The organism is Flavobacterium enshiense DK69 (assembly GCF_000498495.1).
Classification (GTDB): domain Bacteria; phylum Bacteroidota; class Bacteroidia; order Flavobacteriales; family Flavobacteriaceae; genus Flavobacterium; species Flavobacterium enshiense.
Genome location: NZ_AVCS01000028.1, coordinates 90,546 through 107,378, shown reverse-complemented (window position 1 = coordinate 107,378; position 16,833 = coordinate 90,546). Strand labels below are relative to the sequence as shown.

Annotated in this window: 18 protein-coding genes; 12 read left to right on the top strand and 6 right to left on the bottom strand. The window is 35.7% G+C overall.

Going from position 1 to position 16,833, the window contains the following annotated elements:
- Position 1 precedes the first annotated feature (1 nt).
- From mnmD to FEDK69T_RS16115, 3 genes are all read left to right on the top strand, one after another.
- Positions 2-676 carry a tRNA (5-methylaminomethyl-2-thiouridine)(34)-methyltransferase MnmD gene (gene mnmD, locus FEDK69T_RS13755; protein WP_023574786.1) on the top strand — a complete coding sequence of 225 codons (675 nt, stop codon included), beginning with the start codon at positions 2-4 and terminating at the stop codon, positions 674-676.
- 124 nt (positions 677-800) lie between these two features.
- A complete protein-coding gene (locus FEDK69T_RS15745; protein ID WP_035630452.1) occupies positions 801-998 on the top strand; it encodes a hypothetical protein in 198 nt (65 codons plus the stop codon).
- Positions 999-1,297: 299 nt separating this feature from the next.
- Positions 1,298-1,498 (top strand): hypothetical protein, encoded by a 201-nt coding sequence (locus FEDK69T_RS16115; protein WP_023574784.1) that lies wholly within the window; start codon positions 1,298-1,300, stop codon positions 1,496-1,498.
- Between the two features lie 46 nt (positions 1,499-1,544).
- Here the strand turns inward: FEDK69T_RS16115 and FEDK69T_RS13745 are convergent, their stop codons facing one another.
- Positions 1,545-2,498: a LysR substrate-binding domain-containing protein gene (locus FEDK69T_RS13745; protein WP_023574783.1), complete on the bottom strand. Its 954-nt coding sequence runs from the start codon at positions 2,496-2,498 to the stop codon at positions 1,545-1,547.
- A gap of 108 nt (positions 2,499-2,606) precedes the next feature.
- On the opposite strand from FEDK69T_RS13745, the gene FEDK69T_RS13740 reads away from it, so the two are divergent.
- The 4 genes from FEDK69T_RS13740 (at position 2,607) to can (ending at position 5,936) form a co-directional block, all read left to right on the top strand.
- A complete protein-coding gene (locus FEDK69T_RS13740) occupies positions 2,607-3,086 on the top strand; it encodes a Dps family protein (RefSeq protein WP_023574782.1) in 480 nt (159 codons plus the stop codon).
- An 88-nt stretch (positions 3,087-3,174) separates the two neighbouring features.
- Complete coding sequence (locus FEDK69T_RS13735; protein ID WP_035630453.1) at positions 3,175-3,459, top strand: hypothetical protein; 285 nt, start codon at positions 3,175-3,177, stop codon at positions 3,457-3,459.
- An 85-nt stretch (positions 3,460-3,544) separates the two neighbouring features.
- Complete coding sequence (locus tag FEDK69T_RS13730; protein WP_023574780.1) at positions 3,545-5,209, top strand: SulP family inorganic anion transporter; 1,665 nt, start codon at positions 3,545-3,547, stop codon at positions 5,207-5,209.
- 88 nt (positions 5,210-5,297) lie between these two features.
- Complete coding sequence (gene can / locus FEDK69T_RS13725; RefSeq protein WP_023574779.1) at positions 5,298-5,936, top strand: carbonate dehydratase; 639 nt, start codon at positions 5,298-5,300, stop codon at positions 5,934-5,936.
- Between the two features lie 31 nt (positions 5,937-5,967).
- On the opposite strand, the gene FEDK69T_RS13720 is transcribed toward can, so the two are convergent.
- The 5 genes from FEDK69T_RS13720 to FEDK69T_RS13705 all read right to left on the bottom strand — a co-directional run bounded on the left by FEDK69T_RS13720 (position 5,968) and on the right by FEDK69T_RS13705 (position 9,529).
- On the bottom strand, positions 5,968-7,167 hold the full coding sequence (locus tag FEDK69T_RS13720) for an LETM1-related biofilm-associated protein (protein WP_023574778.1): 1,200 nt from the start codon (positions 7,165-7,167) through the stop codon (positions 5,968-5,970).
- Positions 7,168-7,243: 76 nt separating this feature from the next.
- Complete coding sequence (locus FEDK69T_RS13715; protein WP_023574777.1) at positions 7,244-7,813, bottom strand: YdeI/OmpD-associated family protein; 570 nt, start codon at positions 7,811-7,813, stop codon at positions 7,244-7,246.
- A 179-nt stretch (positions 7,814-7,992) separates the two neighbouring features.
- Positions 7,993-8,250 carry a hypothetical protein gene (locus FEDK69T_RS13710; RefSeq protein ID WP_023574776.1) on the bottom strand — a complete coding sequence of 86 codons (258 nt, stop codon included), beginning with the start codon at positions 8,248-8,250 and terminating at the stop codon, positions 7,993-7,995.
- Between the two features lie 253 nt (positions 8,251-8,503).
- Positions 8,504-8,668 carry a hypothetical protein gene (locus FEDK69T_RS15900; RefSeq protein WP_023574775.1) on the bottom strand — a complete coding sequence of 55 codons (165 nt, stop codon included), beginning with the start codon at positions 8,666-8,668 and terminating at the stop codon, positions 8,504-8,506.
- 336 nt (positions 8,669-9,004) lie between these two features.
- A complete protein-coding gene (locus FEDK69T_RS13705) occupies positions 9,005-9,529 on the bottom strand; it encodes a superoxide dismutase family protein (protein WP_035630454.1) in 525 nt (174 codons plus the stop codon).
- Positions 9,530-9,742: 213 nt separating this feature from the next.
- On the opposite strand from FEDK69T_RS13705, the gene FEDK69T_RS13700 reads away from it, so the two are divergent.
- The 5 genes from FEDK69T_RS13700 to FEDK69T_RS13680 all read left to right on the top strand — a co-directional run bounded on the left by FEDK69T_RS13700 (position 9,743) and on the right by FEDK69T_RS13680 (position 16,780).
- Positions 9,743-10,183 carry an META domain-containing protein gene (locus FEDK69T_RS13700; RefSeq protein ID WP_035630455.1) on the top strand — a complete coding sequence of 147 codons (441 nt, stop codon included), beginning with the start codon at positions 9,743-9,745 and terminating at the stop codon, positions 10,181-10,183.
- A 64-nt stretch (positions 10,184-10,247) separates the two neighbouring features.
- On the top strand, positions 10,248-11,573 hold the full coding sequence (locus FEDK69T_RS15580; RefSeq protein WP_023574772.1) for an OmpA family protein: 1,326 nt from the start codon (positions 10,248-10,250) through the stop codon (positions 11,571-11,573).
- A gap of 217 nt (positions 11,574-11,790) precedes the next feature.
- Positions 11,791-12,885: a redox-regulated ATPase YchF gene (gene ychF / locus FEDK69T_RS13690; protein WP_023574771.1), complete on the top strand. Its 1,095-nt coding sequence runs from the start codon at positions 11,791-11,793 to the stop codon at positions 12,883-12,885.
- Positions 12,886-13,138: 253 nt separating this feature from the next.
- Positions 13,139-16,372: a PAS domain S-box protein gene (locus tag FEDK69T_RS15575; protein ID WP_023574770.1), complete on the top strand. Its 3,234-nt coding sequence runs from the start codon at positions 13,139-13,141 to the stop codon at positions 16,370-16,372.
- A 3-nt stretch (positions 16,373-16,375) separates the two neighbouring features.
- The gene (locus tag FEDK69T_RS13680) at positions 16,376-16,780 is read left to right on the top strand and encodes a response regulator (protein WP_035630456.1); all 405 of its coding nucleotides are present in this window, start codon (positions 16,376-16,378) and stop codon (positions 16,778-16,780) included.
- Positions 16,781-16,833 lie beyond the last annotated feature (53 nt).

The window sequence follows — 16,833 nt, the reverse complement described above, 5'->3', positions numbered from 1 at the left end:
ATTGAAACGAAAAATTATTCAGACTGAAGATGGTTCTTCATCATTATTGATGGAAGAGTGGGGAGAAACCTATCATTCCAGACACGGAGCGATTCAGGAAGCAAAACATGTATTCATTCAAAACGGGCTGTCACTTTTTAAGGAGCAGTCCGTTACTGTTTTAGAAATTGGTTTCGGTACGGGGTTGAATGCTTTTATCACCTTTCTGGAAGCTGAAAATTTGAACCAAACGATTGATTATGTTGGGGTGGAAGCATATCCGATTTTGCCGGAAGAAGTTGAAAAACTGAATTATGTTTCCCAACTGAATGCCAATCAGTATGATGCATATTTTCAGCATATGCATTCCTGTGAATGGGAGAGTAAAACATTGATTTCGGATAGGTTTGCTTTAACAAAAAGGAAACAGTTTTTTAATGAAATAAACGATAAAAACTATTTCGATTTGATTTACTTTGATGCCTTCGGATTTCAATACCAGCCGGAGTTATGGTCGGTGGAGATTTTTCAGAAAATGTTCAATGCACTGAAAGAAAACGGAGTTTTGGTAACGTATGCTTGCAGGGGGCCTATTAAGAGGGCTATGCTGGAGGTTGGTTTCTCTGTTGAGAAGTTGCAGGGGCCTCCTGGCAAGCGTGAAATGTTGAGGGCTGTTAAAAAGCAGTTGGTTTGTTAAAAGATTGTGATATATATTCGGTGTTAATAATTAATTAATTTAAACTTAAAAAATATTAAAATTTTTTTATAAATTTACTAGTAAGTTAAATAACCGATTAAACAATTATTAGAAGTTCATTATTATGTCAAGATCAATGTATGCTTACACCAAATCTATTTTAGAGCGAGTAAGTTTTGACCCTATATTATTTTGTAAAGAATTAGAAAAAGCAGTTAAAATACTATTACCTTATGAGTTAGAGCAATTGACAGAATGGTTGCTTAGCTTTACAAAAGAAAAACCCGAATTAAGACAATGTTTGGTTTACATAAATGAATAAAAGGAGCTTCGGCTCCTTTTTTATTTACAGTCAGTTTGAATAATCGCAACTATTTTCCATTTGTTTTGACAATTGACTAGTTTTCTTTAGATTATTTAATGGAATATTAATAAAATTGAGAAAAAAATAATAATAAAAATGTAAGTATTTTAACGTAATTTCGATATAAAATGCGTTTTTAGTCGATTTATTTTGCGTTTAATCGATAAAATTTTGCTTTTTTTCTTTGTTGTGATATTTAAATTAATTAATTTTACATCACGTTCTTATTCTGTTAACCAAATAAATACGTTTTGATTATGCCACGAATGATTTATGACTATACCAAGTCAGTGCTTGAAAGAGTGAGTTTTGATCCATTACTTTTTTTGAAAGAGTTAAAGAAAGCAATTAAGAATTTATTGCCTTATGAAATTGAGCTATTGAGTAAATGGTTGAACTATTTTACTACTGAAAGGCCTGAATTACGACCGTGTTTGATTGTAATTAATGAAAATTAAATATAACTATAACTATACCTTAACTTAACCAAAAAATAAAAGGAGCCTATGTGCTCCTTTTGTTTTTTAACAGCGGACTGATAATCTGTACATTATGAAAGGCAATTGCGCCTTTTACCACTCCTGAAATAGTTGATCGTAAGGCATCGATAATGTGTATTTTGAGTTCGTTTTTAGGGAAAATCAAGCTTACTTCCCGAGCCGGTCTGGGCTCTTTAAAATGTCTCAGGTTTAATTTGGTCTTCTCGCTTAAATCCAAAGTATGTAAATAAGGTAAAAGCGTTATTCCTAATCCTTCGTCGGCCAGTTTGATTAAAGTTTCAAAACTTCCGCTTTCAAGTTGAAAATGACTGTCACGTTTCAGATTGGCATTTTTACATAAGTTCAGGATTCCGTCCCTAAAACAATGGCCATCTTGTAAAAGTAGTATGTTTTCAACATCCAGATCGTCTATGTCGATTTCTTCTTTGCCTGTATTTTTATGGTTTTCTGGAAAATAACCCACAAACGGTTCGTAATACAATACAATTTCTTTTATGGATTCTTCTTCTAATGGAGTTGCCGCAATGGCCGCATCCAGATGACCGCTTTTTAATCGCTTGATAATCTCTTCGGTATTATGCTCCTCAATGATCAGATTGATTTTTGGATACTTTTTGATGAAATTATTTAAGAACATTGGCAATAAAGTAGGCATAATGGTGGGAATGATACCAATTTTAAACTCGCCTCCGAAATATCCTTTTTGCTGATCGACTATATCTTTTATTCTGTCGGATTCATTGACAATATTTTTTGCCTGCTGAACTATTTTGGCACCGATTTCAGTCAATTGAATTGGTTTTTTGCTTCTGTCGAAAATCTGAATATCTAATTCTTCTTCCAGCTTTTGAATCTGCATACTCAGGGTTGGCTGTGTAACAAAGCATTTTTCTGCAGCCAAGGTGAAATTCTTGTGTTCCGCAACAGCTAAAACATAATATAATTGAGTAATGGTCATAAGATAAATATTTTCGATAAAATTATAAAATCTATCAATTTCATTTATAATTAAACTGTAAAATTTTAAAATAATTTTGTTTCATAATCATAACTAATACTTACAAATATGAAAACGAACAGTTTAGGGTTACCGGTTAAAGAAACACAAATTCAAGTAGCCGAATTAAATATTTTATTGGCCAATTTTCAGGTTTTTTATCAAAATTTAAGAGGACTGCATTGGAATATCCGCGGAAAAAGGTTCTTCGATTTACATTTAAAGTTCGAGGAATTATACAACGACAGCCAACTGAAAATCGATATGATTGCCGAACGTATCCTTACCCTTGGCGGAACTCCGCTGCATACTTTTGAGGACTATGTGTCAAATAAAAAAATACAGATAGGAAAAAATATTTCAAATGATGAAGCGGCTATACAGTTGGTAATCATTTGTTTGATTGAATTGCTTAAAATAGAACGTGTGATCTTAAAGCAATCTTCTGAAATTGACGATGAAGGTACCAATGCAATGATGAGTGATTTTATCAAAGAACAGGAAAAAACGCTCTGGATGCTTAAAGCTTGGATGGAAGAGGAAATGTAATTTTCCGTGATAATAGGATGAAAGCATAGTTGTATTAAATATTTCCCAATATGCTTTCAGTCTATTTTTTATTTTTTAATTTCGCCGCATGAAGATTTGGGTAAACATAGTACTTCTTTTATTTATGACTTTTTTAGCGACACCAACCATTGTGGGCATGCTGGAAAGTGATAGTGATACATCTATGTTTTACTCTCTTTCTGAAGAGGAGATTCAAAAAGAAGTAAAGGAAATTCCTGTGGGCATCGCAGCAGTATTTCATTTTGAAACTGTCAAATTCTCAGAAAGAAAGACTACAGTAGACTTTCAAAACGAACAGAAGCACGATAATGTTTCTGAAGAAATTTTCTCCCCACCTCCCGAAAAAGCATAATGTAATTTAACAATCAATCTTTATTGATTATCTGTCAGATACGTACTCGTGTCTGAAGTATTAATTATATTATATTTTATCGGTTATGACAAAAAAGACAAATATTTTTGGCAGCCTGAATTCTGATTTACCATCAGGATTGGTTGTTTTTCTAGTGGCTTTACCATTGTGTTTAGGTATTGCTATGGCTTCTGGTGCGCCGCTTTTCTCAGGTATTATTGCTGGCGCAATGGGAGGAATTGTTGTGGGATATTTAAGTAAATCCCATGTGAGTGTTTCCGGGCCGGCGGCTGGTTTGACGGCCATTGTGCTTACGGCAATTACAGATTTCGGTGCATTCAATATTTTCCTGATGGCAGTTTTCCTGGCAGGTTTAATCCAGTTAGCTTTAGGCTTTTTGAAAGCGGGAAGTATTTCTAATTATTTTCCAATGAACGTGATTGAAGGGATGTTGGCAGGTATTGGTGTTATCATTATCCTGAAACAATTGCCCCATGCTGTTGGGTATGACGCTGATTTTGAGGGAGATGAGGCTTTTGTACAAGCTGATGGCGCTAATTCTTTTTCCTCCTTATTTGGCGCTCTGGATTATATTCAGCTAGGTTCTGTGGTTATCACAATTATTTCGTTGATAATATTGATTTCCTGGGATAAAGTTCCCTTTTTAAAGAAGTTTAAATTAATTCCAGGTGCATTAGTGGCAGTAATTGTTGGTGTAGTCCTGAATGAAATTTTTACTTCATCGGGGAGTTCACTTGCCATCGCTAAAGAACACTTGGTTTCATTGCCAGTACCTTCTTCTGTGGATGATTTTAAGGCGATGTTCCTGCTTCCTGATTTTACTTCTATAACAAATCCTAAAGTTTGGATTGTGGCACTGACAATCGCTATTGTTGCATCAATAGAAAGCTTACTTTGTATAGAAGCGGCCGACCGTTTAGATCCGCAAAAACGTTTCACCGACACGAACGTAGAATTGCGTGCACAAGGTATAGGAAACATGGTGAGCTCTCTTTTGGGCGGTTTGCCGTTAACCTCAGTTGTTGTTCGTACATCTGCCAATGTAAATGCCGGTGCGAAATCCAAAATGTCGACAATTGCACACGGAATTCTATTACTTGTAAGTGTCTTGGCGATACCGGCACTTTTAAACAAAATTCCACTAGCAACTCTAGCGGCGGTTTTGTTAGTAGTAGGGTATAAGTTGGCAAAACCGGCAACAATCAAGCATTTCTGGGAAAAAGGAAAATATCAGTTTGTACCTTTTATTGCTACACTTTTAGCAGTTGTTTTCCTTGATCTTTTGAAAGGAGTTGCACTTGGAATGGTAATCAGTATCATTTTTGTCTTGAGAGGAAATCTGAAGAGAGCTTATTATTTCAGAAAAGAGGCTTATGAAGACGGTGATATTATTCACATCGACCTTGCTCAGGAAGTTTCCTTTTTAAACAAAGCGGCAATAAAACTGACATTAAAAAATCTGCCGGAAGATTCGCAAGTGGTTATCAATGCTTCGGATACAGTATATATTGCCCATGACGTCATCGACTTAATTAAAGAGTTTAAGGAGGTTAATGCTGTCGAAAAAAGGATTGAACTTTCACTGATCGGTTTTAAAGATGCTTATGAACTGGAAAATTCAAAATATGAAAACAATCACGTTTTTATGGAACATAGCGCTTTAATGGATTACAGGAATAAATCGATTTCCTCTCATAAGGAAGCAATAGAAGAACTAACAACAAATTAAATAAGAATAATTATTAAACCAATTTAGCGTAAATTCGCAGCGTCAATTACGCATAAAACAAGGTTTCGAAAAAAAACAAATTAAAATTATGGCAAGCGATTTTTATAGAAAGATTTTAGACAACAACAAGAAGTGGGTTGAAGAGAAATTAGCTATTGATAAAGATTTTTTCAAAGATTTAGCAAAAGGACAAACCCCACCATTGTTATGGATTGGTTGTTCAGACAGCCGCGTACCTGCTAATGAAATCATCGGTGCAGCTCCAGGTGAAGTATTCGTACACAGAAACATTGCCAATATGGTGATTCACAGTGACATGAATATGTTAAGTGTTTTGGATTATGCTGTAAACGCTTTAAAAATTCAGCACATTATCGTTTGTGGTCATTATGGATGCGGTGGAGTAAAAGCTGCTATGGGAAATGACTCAATCGGTATCATCGATAACTGGATTCGTCATATCAAAGACATTTACAGATTCCACCATACTTATCTTGATTCTATTATTGATGAGAATGAACGTTTCAATAAATTCGTTGAAATCAATGTGAAAGAACAAGTGTATGATTTAGCAAAAACATCAATTGTTCAATCGGCTTGGAAGAACGGACAGGAAGTAAGTATTCACGGATGGGTTTACGGATTAAATTCGGGTTATGTTACGGATTTGAATGTAAATATCGATTCTAACGAGAAACTTGACGAAGTATATCAGTTGAAATTCTAATTAAAAAGTCCCGTTCAAAACGGGACTTTTTTTATTCTATATCTAAGTTTTCGTTAAATGCGGAAGGAAGCATTTTCGGAATGAATTTGATCAGTATCGGAAGTAATAATCCTCCGCCGGGCAACAGGAAAATCGTTAGGGACGGGATTGTTTTGCAGATATCCAAAAGCTGTTTTTTTACTCTTTTCTTTTCTTTTGAATCCAAATCCCTTCTTGTGGAATGAGCCAGTAAAACCATGAGCTCTCCGCTTTGCGAAATCTCTTTGATTAATCGGTTTTTGTTTCGCGTAATCAAAACGGCTACATTTTGCGCCGCTTGGTCGTAAAAATGTTTTACAGGATTGGAATATTTGAAATACGGAATTTCTTTTTGGTATTGTTTAATGAATGTATCAATTGATTCAATGCTTTTGGCAGTGAAATCGGTACTAATGCCTAACTGTTCAGCTAATCGATACAGAAAATCGCTTTCCTGTTGTTCCAGGACATCGTCACTCCACATCGCCATTCCGGCTATATCCAACAAATAATTTTTTTCAATTTCCGATGTGAAATAGTCGAGTTGAAGCATTTCGATGGTTTCAACATCAACTTTTGAAAATTTGGTATACCGAACCGATGATTCGAACAGTTTTATCAGCAAATCGTCATAATTGGATTTGACGGATTTGGTTTTTAAAGCCAATGAAACAATACTGATGATTTTTTCTTCGAGTTTTTTCAGGTAATTCGATGGGATTTCCTGATGCAGTAAGTATTGACGAAATGCCAAAACATCCATGAACAACAAGGCATTAGTTAAAATATGCGAGAAATTTTTACTGATGATATTGTCGTTTGTCTGAACACGTTCATCAATCATTTCTTCCAATTTGTAACTGTTGGAAGAATCCGGAAGCATTTTTTTCAGCAGACTGAATCCTTCCGGGTTCATTTGCTTGTAAAATTTTATCGTTTCTTCAATGAAAGTTTTCGGATTACCGTCGTGTGTCACTAAACCATAAATACCATAAAGCGTGTTCAGTAAAGCTACTTTGGTAATTTCTTCGGAAGTCCAGCCTTTTGTAGTGATTGGTTTTTCTACATCAAAATCAACCGTATGCCCATAAATAAACCCGGTTTTCCGAACATTGGTATAAAAGACGGAAGAATACACAACAACGGGGAGGAGCAATGGCTTTTGCTCAGCAAAAAACTTGTCGATCCATCCGTTTATTGAAGGGTTAATCATTACTTGAAATTATACCACAAAGCTATAGCTTTTTCAGTATCAGATACAAACTTCGCATTAACTTTTCGGAAAATAATTATTGCCGGGATTTTATATTGGCTTCACAGAGTTTTATTATCTCTTCAATCCTTTTTTTTCGGGTTTCTTCGCGTTTCGCATGATTCAGCCAATAGAGATAGCTTTTCCTGTAAGTAAAACTGAAGTTATTATAATTCTCGAAAGCAATTTTGTTGGCATCAAAGGCACGTTGAAGGTCATCAGGAATTATGATTTCTTCTACGTGATCCAAAGAATTCCAAGAGCCGTTTTGTTTGGCGATTTCAATTTTTGTAAATCCGCTTTCATGCATTAAATTTTGGGCAATCAGTTTCTCAACATATGATTTGTTTATTTTACTCCAGACGCTTTTATTTTTTCTTGGTGTAAAAAGCTGTTGTCGTTTTTCATCATCCAACCGCTTGACGGTAGAATCAATCCATCCATAACAAAGGGCGACCTGAACGGCCTCTTCCCATCGCATGCTGTCATAAGGACTGCCCACTTTGTAAAATATGAGATACACTCCGTCAGTCGAATTATGGTTTTCATGCAACCATTTCCGCCATTCATCAGCATTTTTAAAATAGAGCAGTTCTCTTTTGTTCATTGTTTATCAGATAATTGCTGATCAAGTAACACGGCCTTCTGCTGCTCAAAGTCGGGAGACTTTGAGGATTCATATGAAACAAAAATAAAAAACTACAACGTATTGCTGTAGTATTTTATTTTTTTCTTTAAATAGTATTGCTTAAAGTTTCCTGACTTTGCGTTCAGGATTAAAAATTATTAGTTCTCAAAATATCGGTTTTCAATGCCTAAAACAAAACTTATTAATAGGTCTAACTGATCGCGGTTCTTTACGTCAATATGTATAAATGACAACATACAGTTTTTTTCTTCTATATAAACCGGTGATTCAATTATTCCCAATAATTCCCGATTATCTTCAAACTCAACTTTGATAAGATTGTTTGGAAACGCATTTTCTGTTGAAATATTTACCTTAAATATCTCATCATTGAAAAGGATATCAATTTTTTCCATACTTAATGATTTTTATCAAAGATACTTTTTAATTTGCTGAATATCAATCTGTAGTGAGTGTTTTAATAAAATTTTATAATTAAAAAAAGTCATAAAATTTTCATGGGGTCTTATAAGTTTAAAAAGGGAGCCTCAAATTTTTGTCAGAAAAAGAATTGATATTTTTTTATTTTCCCCCGCTCCAGCTAGCTTCTAGCTCGTGCCAGAACCTAATTCAAATCTATTTCTAAAACAGTTAAACTCTTTTTTTGAATCAATAGCTACTTCTGCCTTCATCATAACCATCATTATAACCATCGATATAACCCTTATTGTAATCAGAGGATTTGTCTTCTTCTGATTCTTTTGATTGTTTAATAATAAGACCTACTAATACAGCCCCGCCTAGCAAACATGCTATTTTTAATAAATTACTCATGATGTAATAATTTTAACAAATTTAATAAAAAATCAGTTATCTTTTTATGTATTCGTTTGATTTTCAATTATTTAAAATTGAATTTATTATAATCTTTCTAAATAAATTACTAGACGATAGCGCGGATTTACTTCGTCAGTTCGGCTAAAGCCTCGGGTGTAATCAGTGCCCCAAGTGTGCAAAATCTCCTGACTATGCGGACTCATGATATAACGAAAATAAAAAGCTACAACTTATGCTGTAGCCTTTTATTTTTTTGCTTAAAATAGCATTGTGCAAAGTCAGGAGACTTTACGCATGGGAGGTAATTTGCAACAGTTCTTTTTTGCTCATTATTTATCGGATAATAGCGGTACATGCCACTCGGCCACCGGCATTTCCTGTTGGCTGAGTTACGAAATCATCGGCACCTTTATGAACGATGATGGCTTTTCCTAAAACGTCTTTGGTTGCATCGCCGCAGCCAATACACCATTCGTCTGTAGTCAGAGTGATTTTTCCGTTTCCTTTTTCATCAGCCGTGAAATTTCCGATGTCGCCTTTATGATATTCACCTTCTCCCCATTTTCCGTGCTTTTTTAAAGTCGGATTCCAATGCCCGCCTGCCGAAGCAGCATCTGCAGCAGAGCAATCTGCTTTTTCATGGATGTGAATAGCATGTACTCCAGGTGTCAATCCGGAAATAGTTGCAGTGAAAGTGACTTTTCCTTCTTTCTCGGAAAAAACAACATTTCCTGATGTATTGGTATCGCTTTTAGGTTCTAAAGCCACTTTTAACTCGTTGACTTTTGTTTGTGTTTTTGTTTTACAGCCCACAAATGTCAGAGCAATGAACAAGACGGATAGGGTTATTTTTTTCATATAAAGCAAATTGATGGTTTTTGTAAAGTTACAGCTAAATTTCTTACGTTGATTATGTATTGGAAAAAAATGAAATTTCACTTTGTTGGTTGATTTATGTTGTTGATTTATAGATAAATGAAATAAAATTCGTAAATTCGATACTTGCTTTTAACAATCAATTTCTTAAGACGGCCCCTTCTTTTAAGTTAGTAAAATTTAATTTTTTACAGTATGAGGAAGTGTCTATTTACTGCAGCTATAGTGTGTCTTTCTTGTATATGCTGCAATTCGGTTAAAACTAAAAATGATATAGTAGATCAATCTGAAAAGCTTAATGGCTCTTGGGAACTGGTTTATATTTTGCCGGATGAAACCACATTTGCCGGATTGTATCGCGACAAAAAACCTACTATCAGTTTTGTAACAAAGGATAATACTGTATCCGGAAACAATAGTTGTAATTCCTATTCCGGTACACTAAAAGTTGATAGAAACAAAATCAGTTTCAAGGAACCAATGGCCGTTACAAGAATGATGTGTGGTGACGGAAAAGGGGAGACTGTTTATATGGAAACCCTGAAGAAAATTGATTCCTATTCTATTTCAGAGGACGGAAAAACCCTGAATTTCAAAATGGAAAATAAGCCCCTGATGCGTTTTAAGAGAAAGTAATATCGAGCAGTTATAAGTTTTTAAGCAGATAAAAGTTAAGGGCTGCGCACCAAATATTTAGATTATGAGAAAACTAGCCTTTTCGATAGCATTAATCAGCTGCATGACGCAGGTTTATGCTCAAATTACAGATCGCTCATTCTTTGGAGCAAAAGTGGGAATGAATGTATCATACATTAATTACGATCCTTCGGTAAATGGTCTGGAAACTGATTCTAAAGAAGGTCTCGTTGCCGGCGCGTATTATAATTATGCGATAAGCAAGAAGACTTCAATTCAGCCAGAACTGTTATATTCAAATATGGGAGCCGATATAAGTCAGTCATATCCTTCTCCGGATCTGGGGGGAAGACTGAAGCTGGAATATTTGTCCGTTCCTATTTTGTTTAAGTTTAATCCAATCTGGAGATTCTCGGTCTTTGCCGGTCCTCAATTCGATTTTCTGATGCATGCAAAATCAGAAGCGGATGATAAGACCAAACATAACCAGACCAATAACTTAAAAGGTACGGATATAGCTGGTACGTTTGGGTTAGAATACTGGGTGACGAGCGGTATAGGAGTCTATGCAAGATACATTTACGGATTTACAGATATCAATGATACTAACGGTACAGATGCAACAGTGCCTATAAATCCGCCAAACCCAATTCACATAGTAGACGGTATAAATAACCGCGCTTTACAGTTTGGATTAACTATTGGCTTCCGTTCGGCTCCAAAAACGCTGGAGGATATGAAAACCAATCCTCCGTCACTTGAAACCATGGCTCCGGTTGCGGCTCCTGCAGCGCCAGTATCAGATAAGGATACAGATGGTGATGGTGTTTTTGACAGTAAAGACAAATGTCCGAATGTTGCCGGTTCGCCTAAGTATGCCGGTTGCCCGATTCCGGATACTGACGGAGATGGTATTAACGATGAAAATGATAAATGTCCGAAAGTTTTCGGTGTGGCTAAATATGCCGGTTGCCCAATTCCGGACGGAGATAGTGATGGTGTTAATGATGATGACGATAAATGTCCGAAACTTGCTGGAATAAAAGATAATTTAGGTTGTCCGGAAATGACTTTCTATTACAAAAAAGCGATGTCAGCATTAAGTGCAGAGGATAAAGCTAGCTTGGATAAAGTTGTGAAATTCCTTAATGAGAACCCCGACTTAAGTGTGGATGTAGAAGGACACACCAGTACGCCTGGTACTTCAGCATATAATCAGGCGCTATCCGAAAGGAGAGCAAAAGCCGCCGTAAACTATCTCGTTTCAAAAGGTATCAGCAAAAATCGTCTGAAAGCAGTTGGTTATGGCGAGCGATTCCCGATTGGTGATAACACTAAGGAAGAAGGAAAAGCTAAAAGCCGCAGAACACTCATAAGAGTAGTCAAATAATTTAGACAAAAATCAGGATACAATAAATCAGGGAGGCAAAACAGTAAGTCTCCCTGATTTTCTGTGTTTAATGGTCATAGAAATCAAAAACGAAAAACGTTTACCATTATGTTAACAAACTGCTATTCTGTAATTCCATTATAATCGGTATATTTGCAAACTTTTTAAAACGATTATAAAATTTTGTTGGTTTTTTCCAACTGTAAATAAAAATATAATGAAAGCAGGAATTGTAGGATTGCCAAATGTTGGGAAATCAACATTATTCAATTGTTTGTCAAATGCCAAAGCACAAAGTGCAAATTTTCCGTTTTGTACTATCGAACCTAACATCGGAGTAGTAAATGTACCGGATCCAAGAATCAACAGATTGGAAGAGCTTGTAAAACCAGAACGTGTTCAGATGGCTACAGTTGACATCGTTGATATTGCCGGTTTGGTAAAAGGTGCAAGTAAAGGAGAAGGTTTAGGAAATCAATTCTTAGGAAATATCAGAGAGTGTAATGCTATCATTCACGTATTACGTTGCTTTGACAATGACAATATCGTTCACGTTGACGGTAATGTAAATCCGATCCGCGATAAAGAAACAATCGATATCGAATTGCAGTTGAAAGATCTTGAAACGGTAGAAAAACGTTTAGAAAAAGTAAATCGTACTGCTAAGACCGGAAACAAAGAAGCTCAGGCTGAAAAAGCGTTATTGGACAGAATCCGTGAAGCTTTAATGCAGGCAAAATCGGCTCGTACCGTAATTCCTCAAAATCAGGATGAAGAGGAAATGATGGAAGATTTTCAGTTAATTACCACAAAACCTGTATTATATGTTTGTAATGTTGACGAAGCGTCAGCGGTTAACGGTAACAAATATGTAGATCAGGTTCGAGAAATGGTTAAAGACGAGCAGGCGGAAGTTATCGTTCTTTCTGTTGGTGCTGAAGCTGATATTACTGAATTGGAAAGCTACGAAGAGCGTCAGATATTTTTGGAGGATTTAGGTTTGAAAGAGCCAGGTTCATCGGTATTGATTCGTGCAGCTTATAAATTGTTAAATCTTCAGACTTATTTTACTGCCGGAGTTAAAGAAGTTCGTGCGTGGACAATTAATATCGGAGACACAGCGCCAAAAGCGGCTGGAGTAATTCATACCGATTTTGAGAAAGGATTTATCCGTGCAGAAGTTATCGCTTTTGATGATTACTCAAATTTCGGTTCGGAATCAAAAGTGAAAGAAGCCGGAAAACTTCGTGTAGAAGGAAAAGAATACATTGTTAAGGACGGAGATGTGATGCATTTCAGATTTAACGTGTAGTTAAAATTGTAAGAAAAAGACAGATAAACAAGAGCCGCTGAAGAAATTTAGCGGCTTTTGTGCTTTAATTCGTTTGTAGGGTTTTTTATGTAATTCATCTGTTTTGTAAGTATTTCTGATGGATGAAACGAAATATATTTGTTAAATTTGGGTATAACGTTGTGTCTATAGGTTTGATTTAAAAAGATTTACAACCTTTTTTTTGAAAGATTTACAATGTTGTAAAAGAGAATTTCCACTAAAAACAAAAAACATGGTCAATAAGGCAAGATCATCCATGGAATTAACCTTCTTGGTATTTATCATGTCTTGTTTTATTGTAGGAGTTGGTGTTTACGGTTTTATACAAATCGGAATACTTAATCGAAATTCCCAAGAACTTTTTGAGGACAGGTTGATTCCGATGAATCAGTTGGGAGATGTTCGTTATTATAATTCAGTAATACTTTCAACAGCGCATCGGGCGAGTAAGAAACAAATAACTTTCGATGTCGCACTGGCAAAAGTCAAGCAGGCGCAGGACAGCGTCAATACCAATTGGAAAGCTTATGTGCAGACTTACCTCACACCTGAGGAAAAAATAATTGTAGATAAAACGACTGGTTTGCTGAAAGAATCATCGAATTCGGTTGAAAAATTAAAATTGATTTTGGCACAAGGTGATGGTTCTGGCCTTGATGCCATTATAAAAAATGAATTATCCCAAAGCTTAACCCCTGTCATGGATGAGGTGAGTAAACTGCGAAGATTACAGGTCAAAGTAGGTAAAAAGATTTATGAGGATAATTTAAAAGGTTATACATCTTATACCCAAAAGTTTTTGCTGATACTTTTGATAGCTATGGCTTTTACGGTCCCTTTTGCATACTACTTAATTAAGAAGAACCTAACCATAATTAACAGTGTTAACCTTAGTCGTGCCAAGCTGTTCCTTACCGAAAAAAATTACCGCAATCTTATAGAGTATGCAGGAGAAGCCATTTTGGTATTAAATGAAGAGACGGAAATTATAGATTTAAATGATTATGCCTGTCAATTGTTTGGTTATACACGTAATGAAATGCTGATGATGAAAATTTCATCATTGATTGCTCCTGATGAAGTCAATGAACAAGCGTTTGCAATTGAAAATGTAAGGAAAAATAAGTCGGCTTTAGTTTACAGGAAAATAAAAAGAAAAGACGGGACAATCTTAGAGGCTGAAATCAGCGCCCGTCTCATGGAAGGACGAGGTTTCTTTGGCATTATTCGTGACATTACAGAACGGAATAAAGCAGAAACAGCCCTTAAAGAATCCGAAGAAAAATACAGATACTTGTTCAATAACAATCCTGCCTGCATTTTTATTTGGGATTTAGAGACTTTAAAAATTCAGGAAGTTAATGAAACAGTGTTGAACAAATATGGTTATTCCAGAGAAGAGTGGAGCACCATGACCGTTCTTGATTATCGTCCGGAAGAAGATCATGAGAAATTAAAAGAGTTTGCAAGGAAAATGCTTCTTGGTGAAGAAATTTTTATAAAACAAAACTGGAAGCATTTCAAAAAGGATGGTGAAGAAATTATTATGGAGATTAGTCCTCACACAATAATTTATAACAATCGGCCAGCTGCTTTGACATTAGCCAATGATGTTACGGAAAAGGTAAGGGCTGAAGCTAAATTAGCAGAACGTGAAGCCCAACTTAATCTGTTTATAGAACACAGTCCGGCTTGTTTGGCCATGTTTGATAATGATATGCAGTATATTGCTACCAGCCGAAGATGGATATCAGATTACAATCTGACCGGGCAGGATATCATCGGAAAAAGCCATTATGAAGTGTTTCCTGAAATCGGTCAGGAATGGAAAGATATCCATCAACGTTGCCTGAAAGGTGCTGTGGAGAAACGCGAAGAAGATTCTTTCGTAAGAGCTGACGGAAGTATTGAATGGCTGCGATGGGAAGTTCGTCCCTGGTATAAAGCCACTTCGGAAATTGGCGGCATTATAATGTTTACCGAAGTGATTACCGAGCGAAAAAGAGCCACAGAACTTTTTAAAAATCAGTTTGAGAATTCACCGGATATCATTCTGTATGTAAATAAATATTATAAAATTGAAGCGATAAACAGGACAAGAACACCTGAGATATCTGTAGATAAAGTAATTGGCGCAGATTGTATTTCGGTCCTTCCTGAAGAAAGCCGGGAGCCGGCAAGAGAGGCTTTGGAAAAATGTTTCAGCAATGGTGAACATCTTGAAATTGAAAACAAGATTTCTTCCGGGGAATGGGTGCGTTCAAGGTTTGTGCCCATTGTTACCAATAACGAAGTGACACACGTTATGATTTTTGGTACCGATATTACCGAGCGAAAACTGGCGGAATTAAAATTGACCCAAAGTGAGGAAAAATACCGTGCTTTAACCGAAAATATAAGTGATGCAATCGTTTTGGTCAATTCCGATTTTGAAATCCAGTATCAAAGCCCTTCTGCAGCGAAGATATCCGGATATGGCTTGGAAGATTTTAAATCAAAGCAGCTTCTCAGCTTTATATTTCATAAGGATTTGATCAAAGCCGAGAAATTTTTTAGGGAAGTAATCAGTTCTCCCGGGATTCCGTTGCAAAATCAGTTCCGACTTACACATAAAGACGGCCATTTGATTTGGGTTGAAGGTACTGCTTTAAATTTGTTGGATCAAGCCAGTATTAATGCTCTGATTCTTAATTACAGGGATATTACAGAACGTAAAAAGGCAGAGCAAGACCTTATTCTTTCTAATGAAGAACTGAAGAAAACTAATTCAGAATTAGATCGTTTTGTTTATAGTACTTCCCACGATTTGCGAGCTCCTCTTAAATCAATGTTGGGGTTAATTAATATTTCGAAAACTGAAATAGAAGAGAAGGGAACAGCGGATGAAAACAGTACTTTGATTGAGAGGCTGACCATGCTCAATACAAGTGTTTCAAAATTGGATAATTTTATTGAAGACATCCTCAACTATTCGAGAAATGCCCGAATGGAATTGGAACATAACGAAATTGATTTTGAAACGTTAGTAAAAGATATTAAAGGGAATTTAAAATTTGCTGAGGGAGCGAAAGTAGTCGATCTGAAAATACAGATGGATTCGGATTTGAAATTTGTCTGCGATTATAACAGACTTGCAATTATTATGAATAATATTCTTTCGAATGCCTATAAATATTTCGACAGAAGCAAGGAAAATCCCTTTATAATTGTTAACTTTAAGTGTGATAACAGAAAGGCCATAATCACCATAGAAGATAATGGCGTAGGAATAGATGAAAACGAACAGGGGAAGATTTTTGACATGTTTTACCGTTCCAGTTCGCTATCAACGGGATCAGGTATCGGTTTATACATTGTTAAAGAAACATTGGATAAATTAAAAGGAACCATCACTGTACAGTCAAAGGTAAATGTAGGAACCTTATTTACTATTAAAATTCCCAATCGAATCAAATTTTTAAAATAATTTATGAAAATGGGCCATATAATGCTGATCGATGATAATCAAATCGATAATTTTATTACGAATCATATCGTTGAAAAAAGTGGCATAGCTGAAAGGATATCGCTAATGAATTCTGCTATAGAAGCACTGAAGCATCTGGAAAGCATAAAGGAGGATTATGATAAGTTTCCTGATTTGATTTTCCTTGATATTTCCATGCCTGTAATGGACGGATTTGGCTTTCTGGACAAGATAGTCAATTTTCCGAAAGTCAGTAAGCATGCTTGTGATATTGTAATGCTGACTTCATCCAATGATGCTAAAGATATTGAGAGGGCTTCAAAGTACGGTATTGTTAAGGAGTATTTTGTCAAGCCTTTAAAAAAAGACATGCTTGATCTACTTGTTAATCATAGGGGAGATGCATAATTTTCTTGTCGACAGATGATTTAGTAAACCAATCTCTGATTTGAAATGCCTTT

What these genes read in the sequence shown, in the direction of transcription:
- FEDK69T_RS13710 (WP_023574776.1), bottom strand. Translation starts at nt 8,250, where the DNA reads ATGGAAAAAATTGATATCCTTTTCAATGATGAGATATTTAAGGTAAAT.
- FEDK69T_RS13720 (WP_023574778.1), bottom strand. Translation starts at nt 7,167, where the DNA reads ATGATTAACCCTTCAATAAACGGATGGATCGACAAGTTTTTTGCTGAG.
- FEDK69T_RS15575 (WP_023574770.1), top strand. Translation starts at nt 13,139, where the DNA reads ATGGTCAATAAGGCAAGATCATCCATGGAATTAACCTTCTTGGTATTT.
- ychF (WP_023574771.1), top strand. Translation starts at nt 11,791, where the DNA reads ATGAAAGCAGGAATTGTAGGATTGCCAAATGTTGGGAAATCAACATTA.
- FEDK69T_RS13745 (WP_023574783.1), bottom strand. Translation starts at nt 2,498, where the DNA reads ATGACCATTACTCAATTATATTATGTTTTAGCTGTTGCGGAACACAAG.
- FEDK69T_RS13680 (WP_035630456.1), top strand. Translation starts at nt 16,376, where the DNA reads ATGAAAATGGGCCATATAATGCTGATCGATGATAATCAAATCGATAAT.
- FEDK69T_RS13735 (WP_035630453.1), top strand. Translation starts at nt 3,175, where the DNA reads ATGAAGATTTGGGTAAACATAGTACTTCTTTTATTTATGACTTTTTTA.
- can (WP_023574779.1), top strand. Translation starts at nt 5,298, where the DNA reads ATGGCAAGCGATTTTTATAGAAAGATTTTAGACAACAACAAGAAGTGG.
- FEDK69T_RS13705 (WP_035630454.1), bottom strand. Translation starts at nt 9,529, where the DNA reads ATGAAAAAAATAACCCTATCCGTCTTGTTCATTGCTCTGACATTTGTG.
- FEDK69T_RS16115 (WP_023574784.1), top strand. Translation starts at nt 1,298, where the DNA reads ATGCCACGAATGATTTATGACTATACCAAGTCAGTGCTTGAAAGAGTG.
- FEDK69T_RS13715 (WP_023574777.1), bottom strand. Translation starts at nt 7,813, where the DNA reads ATGAACAAAAGAGAACTGCTCTATTTTAAAAATGCTGATGAATGGCGG.
- FEDK69T_RS13700 (WP_035630455.1), top strand. Translation starts at nt 9,743, where the DNA reads ATGAGGAAGTGTCTATTTACTGCAGCTATAGTGTGTCTTTCTTGTATA.
- FEDK69T_RS15900 (WP_023574775.1), bottom strand. Translation starts at nt 8,668, where the DNA reads ATGAGTAATTTATTAAAAATAGCATGTTTGCTAGGCGGGGCTGTATTA.
- FEDK69T_RS15745 (WP_035630452.1), top strand. Translation starts at nt 801, where the DNA reads ATGTCAAGATCAATGTATGCTTACACCAAATCTATTTTAGAGCGAGTA.
- FEDK69T_RS13730 (WP_023574780.1), top strand. Translation starts at nt 3,545, where the DNA reads ATGACAAAAAAGACAAATATTTTTGGCAGCCTGAATTCTGATTTACCA.
- FEDK69T_RS13740 (WP_023574782.1), top strand. Translation starts at nt 2,607, where the DNA reads ATGAAAACGAACAGTTTAGGGTTACCGGTTAAAGAAACACAAATTCAA.
- FEDK69T_RS15580 (WP_023574772.1), top strand. Translation starts at nt 10,248, where the DNA reads ATGAGAAAACTAGCCTTTTCGATAGCATTAATCAGCTGCATGACGCAG.